This is a genomic window from Candidatus Cryosericum odellii, from assembly GCF_003570935.1.
GTDB lineage: Bacteria > Caldisericota > Caldisericia > Cryosericales > Cryosericaceae > Cryosericum > Cryosericum odellii.
The window spans coordinates 1-5,920 of sequence record NZ_QXIU01000065.1 but is presented as its reverse complement, the minus strand read 5'-3'; the positions used below and the strand labels follow the sequence as shown (position 1 = coordinate 5,920).

Sequence of the window (5,920 nt, the reverse complement as noted above, 5' to 3'; positions counted from 1 at the left end):
ACCGAGCATACAGCTAAGACAAAACTTGCTCTGGATATGGCTCGCAAGTCTGGTTATGCCCCCGAAAAAGTCGTCGACGCTGTGAAACAACTCGACAAACTCGCTCAGAAGGGCATTGTCCACAAGAATACGGCTGCCCGTAAGAAGTCGCGCCTGATGAAGAAGGCGAACGCCGCCAAGGTTGCGACCAAGGCTACTGCGTCGTAAGAACTACTGCTGAAAGCAACCGCTCAAGGGCTACCAGCGCACTGCTGGTGAGCCCTTTTTTCGTTTCATATTCGATTTCCTCGAGGCGCTCCAGCATAGCCTCGAGTTCACGCAGCTTGATATGACCTGCCGCTGAGAGAAGAGCACTGAGCGTGTAGTCGTCGAGATATTGATGCTGGGTGCGCAGACACCAGGCACGAAGGTCGGCCTTCGGCCGGTTCGACTTCGAAACGAGTTTTGCATTCAACAACCGCACGAACCCGAGTTCCACGTCATAGAGAATGGTTGTGTCTGGTGCCCCAGAAGCTGACAGGTCATAAAGCGCTGTCGCCGCGCGATCGTATCTCCTGAGAGAGATAGCCTCGACAAGATCAGCAGCAGCTGCAATGTGACACCGAGGCACGACCTCGCGGACATCTGCGACCGTAACGGCCGCGCCGGTATACGCAAGGAGTTTGTCGATCTCGCTTCGCATAAGAAAGAAACTGCTTGCTGTTCGCTCCATGAGCTCGTGGACCGCCTGGTCCTCTATTGCACGCCCGTCGAACCGCTTCTTGATCCAGGAACGCACCGCACTCGGGGGCACGGCATAGCTGGTAATCACATATGCCTTTTTCAGCAGCTCTGAAGGAACTTTGGCGGGGTCGGCAAAAATGACAGTAGTGGTGCTGCCAGAAAGAAACAGGGGAGCTATAGTACTCAAGCGCTTCGCTCCCTTGTCTTCGAGACCGTTGATGACGAGAACCTTGCGCCCGGACCCGAAGCTCTCGCTGCCGAGGAACTCCCGAAAACCATCCACGTTGTCGTCGCTTCCCTCAAACTCAGCATAATCGAAAGCACGGAAAGCTTCCGCTACCAGTGAGCGCGCTGCGTCTTTCGCCTGTGGAACAAAATAGTCGTCTCCGGGCGCGAAGACATAGAGCGACGCTGGCTTCTTACCCCTGAGGCTTGTGAGGCCCTCAGTCACCGAGACGTCGTTGGATTCTGACGCGTATCCCTTGGCTGCTGTCATTGCTCCCGGTCTATGGATAGATCTTCTCGAGCAAGCGAGGGAACGGGACTGTTTCCCGCACGTGCGGCAGCTTGCAGATCCACGCTACTGTCCGCTCGACGCCAAGACCAAACCCGCTGTGCGGGACCGATCCATACTTACGGAGGTCCAGATACCACTGGTAGTCTGCTTCAGCAAGTCCCTCGGCATGAACCCGTTCGAGAAGCAACTCATAGTCGTCTTCGCGCTGCCCACCTCCGATGATCTCGCCGTATCCCTCAGGAGCCAGCAGGTCAGCACACAGTACCGTCTGCGGATTGGCAGGGTTTGTCTTCATGTAGAACGCTTTGAACGACTTGGGGTAGCTGTGAACAAAGACGGGTCGTTCGAACTGGTTCGAGATGAGCGTCTCCTCGTCCCCACCGAAATCATCGCCCCACTGTATCGGCGAACCGACCTTCTGGAGGAGCTTCACTGCTTCATCGTAGGAGATACGTGGAAACGGCGTCGCTATCTTCTCAAGCGGAGCAATCTCGCGCTCGATGATGGCCAGTTCCTCTCGACGTTTCTCGAGGACCTGCTGTACGATATATGTCACGAATTGCTCCTGGACATCACAGTTCTGAGACCAATCGCAATATGCCATCTCGGGCTCGACCATCCAGAACTCGGTCAGGTGCCGACGTGTCTTGGACTTCTCTGCGCGAAACGCAGGACCAAAACAGTAGACTTTCCCAAAGGCCATGGCCGTCGCTTCGTTGTAAAGCTGGCCGCTCTGCGACAGATAAGCCGGTACGCCAAAATAGTCGGTCGAGAACAGAGTCGAAGAACCTTCGCAGACATTGGCGGACAGGATGGGCGCGTCCATGAGCAGGAAGCCATTGTCATCGAGGTAGTCACGGATGCTTTTGACGATCGTGGCACGTATGCGCATGATCGCCCACTGGCGCTTCGAGCGCAGCCACAGGTGCCGATTGCTCATCAGGAAGTCCACGCCGTGCTCCTTGGGGGTTATCGGGTAGTCCACCGCTGCTTGATGGACTTCGACCTTCTCAACATGCATTTCGTGGCCGCCTGGTGCTCGATCTTCTGCATGGATCACACCAGTGATACTGATGCTGCTCTCCTGCGTGAGGTGGCGCACCGCCTCGAACGTCGATTCTTCGACGTCACTCTTGGCGACGACACACTGCATGATACCACTACCGTCCCGAACAAGGACGAACGCTACTTTCCCGCTGCTCCGGCTGTTGTAGACCCAACCATTGATGGTCTGGACCTGCCCGACGTAGTCTGCTGCCTTGTCGATGTACATGATTACTTCTCCTCCAGCGATTTCTGGTGTGGGCACACTGTCGAGTTCAGGTTCGCCCCACATTCAGGGCATAGCCCCTTGCAGTCCTCTTTGCACAATGGAAACTCGGTGACTTCGATGAGCAGGTGCTGGCGTACCACATCAGAAACGTCGAGCACATCTGACTCAAGCGCAAACACGTCTTCCTGGTCAGGATCATCTTCTCCATTGAGAAGGTATGTTTCATTGACGTCGAACTCGACGTCCTCCACGACCGGGTCCAGACATCTCACACAAGGCTGACTCACCCTCGCATCGAATGCCCCGGAGAACTGATAGCCGATTCCGAGATTGCTCAGGACGAACTGTCCCGTCACTGGCTCAATAAGCACAACTCCAGGGGTATCTCCGACCGAGTTTTCCTCGAACGTGAACGATTGACTGCTCCCTTCCTCAATGTTCAGTTTCTGGAGTTCGAATCTCATTGTTATTCTCCTCCACATGAAACTGCCTCTCCGATGCCTTGACGGTCTCAGTCAATTTCATCAAAATCTGCTCCAGCTGCTCCAGCATCTTGAGCGAATAGTCGTCAGCCTGCTGTTCAGCCGCCTTCCGCGCAGCCACAACCTCTGCCATCATGCGCTCTCGTTCGACAACGGCGGAACGTACAATTTCATTGTCTGCGACCAGGTCATCGTGTGAGCGCTGGCCATCCTCTATCATTCGGCCGCACTGTCGTCTGGCATCGGTCATCAATGCGTCACGCTGTTCCAGAAGGGCGCTCGCATTGCGCACCTGTTCCGGGAATGCCGTGCGGAGATGTGCGATTGCATCTGCGAGTTCCTCGTCCTTGATGAGACGATAGCCAAGCAACCTGCCGCTCCGCTCCCTCACCTGATCAATGCGGTCGATAATGTCCTGTAGCGTAAGCTTCTCAATCATGCGTTCCTCCTCTAGCCCGAGACAGGCCAAACACAATCCTGTCGGCAACACACGCAGGCACCAAGTCTCGAATGTCCCCGCCTCCTTCGTACATCTGTTTGATGAGTGAGGAGGAAACGAAGAAATGCTCCTGCGAGCTCATGAGATAGATGATATCCACATTCGGGTCGAGGTGCCGATTCGCCCAGGCGAACTGTACCTCATAATCAAAGTCCGACACGGGCCGCAATCCGCGCAGCATGATGTTGGCACCCACGCGCTTCATAAAATGAACGACCAAGTCCTCAAAGCCTTCCACCACGACATTCGAAATATGCCGCGTTGCACTGCGGACCATGTCGACGCGCTCGTCGAGCGACCAGATTGGAGTCTTATACGCTATGGCAGCCACGCCAACAACGAGGTGGTCGCACAAGCGCGCTCCACGCTCAATGATGTCAACATGTCCTCTGGTGACCGGGTCAAATGTGCCCGGATAGACGATTGTATCCATATGTCCCATAGACCTCATCTTCAAGTGTAGTCAAAAGGCGCGCGATGAAAAGAAAAAGAGGGGCGCCTTTCGGCGCCCCTCCTCATGATATTGGCACATTCAGGCCAAGAGCACCTTGCTCAGAAAACTCTGTGTACGCTCCTGCTGAGGATGCTCAAATACCTCAGAAGGAGATCCAGTCTCGATGATAAGGCCCTGATCCATGAAGATGACACGGTCGGCGACTTCCTTCGCAAAACCAATCTCATGTGTGACGACAATCATTGTCATGCCCTCGTCTGCAAGTTTAACCATCACGTCGAGGACCTCATGGATCAACTCCACGTCAATGGAGGACGTCGGCTCATCGAACAGCATGAGCTTCGGGTGCATGGCAAGCGCACGCGCTATGGCCACCCGTTGTTGCTCACCACCACTCATCTGAGCAGGCTTGTGATCAGCACGATGCGACAGACCGACCTTCGCCAGAAGTTCCATTGCCTCAGTCTCAGCCGTTTTTCGAGCCACCTTCTTGACAGCGATAGGCCCCAGAGCGACGTTCTGAAGAGCGGTAAGGTGAGGAAACACGTTGAACTGCTGAAACACCATGCCGATGTCTTCTCTCAGTCTGCGAATGTCATACTTGCCTGACTCGACGAGCTTGCCGTCGAATGTTATGCGGCCAGCCGACGGGGGCTCTATCCAATTGATGCATCTCACCAGTGTACTCTTGCCAGAACCTGAGGGACCCATCAACACAAGCCGTTCCTTGAAATCCATGTCGAAGCTGACTCCCTTGATGACTTCGAGAGAGCCGAACGACTTGTGCAACTCGTCGACGACGAGCAGCTTCCCCTGTGATACCATCATGTCGCCAGTCATCTCACTCTACCTTCTTTTCGAGATTTCGGGACCACTGCATGACCGGCGTGGTCATGATCAAGTAGATGATTGCTGCACCGATGTACGGCGAGAAGACATTGTACGTGCGGGCGCCGATAATCTTCGCCTTGAAGAGAAGATCCTCCATCGAGATGAAGGCGACCAGGGAAGTATCCTTGATCAACGCCGCAAACTCATTGGCAAGCGGCGGCAGAACTCGCCGGAACGTCTGCGGGAGGATAACGTGGCGCAGTGTCTGCGCCTGACTCATACCCAGCGAGAAAGCAGCTTCAGACTGTCCCTTGGGGATCGACTCGACGGCGGAACGGAATACCTCGGCAATGTAGGCAGCGTAGCACACTGCAAGGGAAACCGCGGCGGCGGGGAACTGAGGCAGGTTCAGTCCTATCCTCGGGAGAGCATAGTACACGATGAGAATCAGCAGCAAAGCCGGCGTCCCGCGCACAGCCTCGATGTAAACACGCGTAATGGCGCCGATGACCCTTCCCCCAAACATGTTCAACAATCCCACCAGCAACCCAGCGACAGTCGCAAAGATCATCGAGACGACCGTGAGCGAAAGCGTAGTCCATGCACCTGCCAAGAGAAATGGCAAGTTTTCGAAGATGATCGACCACTTAAACATTTTCCGTTACCCCGACCACAACTGTTATTTGGGCAGGTATGGCGGGCTGGCAAAGAAGTACTTTTGGTAGAGACTCGCGTACGTTCCATCCGCAACCACTTTGAGGAGGGCCGCATCGATGTCGCTCTTGAGTTGGGTGTCATCTTTGCGCACGGCGATGCCATACACCTGTGTCAGGTCCTGACCGGCCATTGAAGTGGTATCGAGAACTTTCAACTCAGTATGAGCACTAGCATAGGTCGTACACACAGGATAGTCGTTCACCACAGCGTCGATCTTGCCATTCTCGAGGTCCAGGGTAGCAAGCTGGATGTCGGGGTAGGAGTTGACCTTCACCCCAGTGATCAGCTTGGCATCAATCTCACCTGTCGTACCGGTCTGAACGCCGACCGTCTTTCCCACAAGATCCTCGGGTTTGGTGATAGTGTTCTTGGCGGGGTTGTACATGATGCCCATGTCCGCCCTGTAGTAAGGAATGGAGAAGAG

9 protein-coding genes are annotated in these 5,920 nt (G+C 54.9%); 1 reads left to right on the top strand and 8 read right to left on the bottom strand.

All coding sequences use genetic code 11. From position 1 onward, the window contains the following. Window positions 1-207: 30S ribosomal protein S20 (gene rpsT, locus SMC5_RS02440; protein ID WP_133299147.1), on the top strand; the 207-nt coding region annotated here is incomplete at its 5' end. Here the strand turns inward: rpsT and holA are convergent. The 8 genes from holA to SMC5_RS02400 all read right to left on the bottom strand — a co-directional run. Next, a complete protein-coding gene (gene holA, locus SMC5_RS02435) occupies window positions 194-1,219 on the bottom strand; it encodes a DNA polymerase III subunit delta (protein ID WP_119119440.1) in 1,026 nt (341 codons plus the stop codon). The genes rpsT and holA overlap by 14 nt on opposite strands. 10 nt (window positions 1,220-1,229) lie before the next feature. After that, window positions 1,230-2,513 carry an asparagine--tRNA ligase gene (asnS, locus tag SMC5_RS02430; protein WP_119119439.1) on the bottom strand — a complete coding sequence of 428 codons (1,284 nt, stop codon included), beginning with the start codon at window positions 2,511-2,513 and terminating at the stop codon, window positions 1,230-1,232. 2 nt (window positions 2,514-2,515) lie between these two features. Continuing rightward, a complete protein-coding gene (locus SMC5_RS02425) occupies window positions 2,516-2,977 on the bottom strand; it encodes a YceD family protein (protein WP_165848933.1) in 462 nt (153 codons plus the stop codon). Then, entirely contained in the window at window positions 2,946-3,434 is a 489-nt protein-coding gene (locus SMC5_RS02420) for a hypothetical protein (protein ID WP_119119437.1), read from the bottom strand. Before SMC5_RS02420 ends, SMC5_RS02425 begins: the two co-directional genes overlap by 32 nt. Continuing rightward, window positions 3,427-3,927, bottom strand: coding sequence for a pantetheine-phosphate adenylyltransferase (gene coaD, locus SMC5_RS02415; protein ID WP_119119442.1), 501 nt, complete (start codon window positions 3,925-3,927; stop codon window positions 3,427-3,429). The genes SMC5_RS02420 and coaD overlap by 8 nt, the downstream gene beginning before the upstream one ends. Before the next feature lie 99 nt (window positions 3,928-4,026). Further along, window positions 4,027-4,788 carry an amino acid ABC transporter ATP-binding protein gene (locus SMC5_RS02410; protein WP_279386306.1) on the bottom strand — a complete coding sequence of 254 codons (762 nt, stop codon included), beginning with the start codon at window positions 4,786-4,788 and terminating at the stop codon, window positions 4,027-4,029. 1 nt (window position 4,789) lies between these two features. After that, window positions 4,790-5,434 carry an amino acid ABC transporter permease gene (locus SMC5_RS02405; protein WP_119089752.1) on the bottom strand — a complete coding sequence of 215 codons (645 nt, stop codon included), beginning with the start codon at window positions 5,432-5,434 and terminating at the stop codon, window positions 4,790-4,792. Window positions 5,435-5,458: 24 nt separating this feature from the next. Next, a partial coding sequence (locus SMC5_RS02400; protein WP_126854913.1) for a transporter substrate-binding domain-containing protein occupies window positions 5,459-5,920 on the bottom strand: 462 nt, incomplete at its 5' end.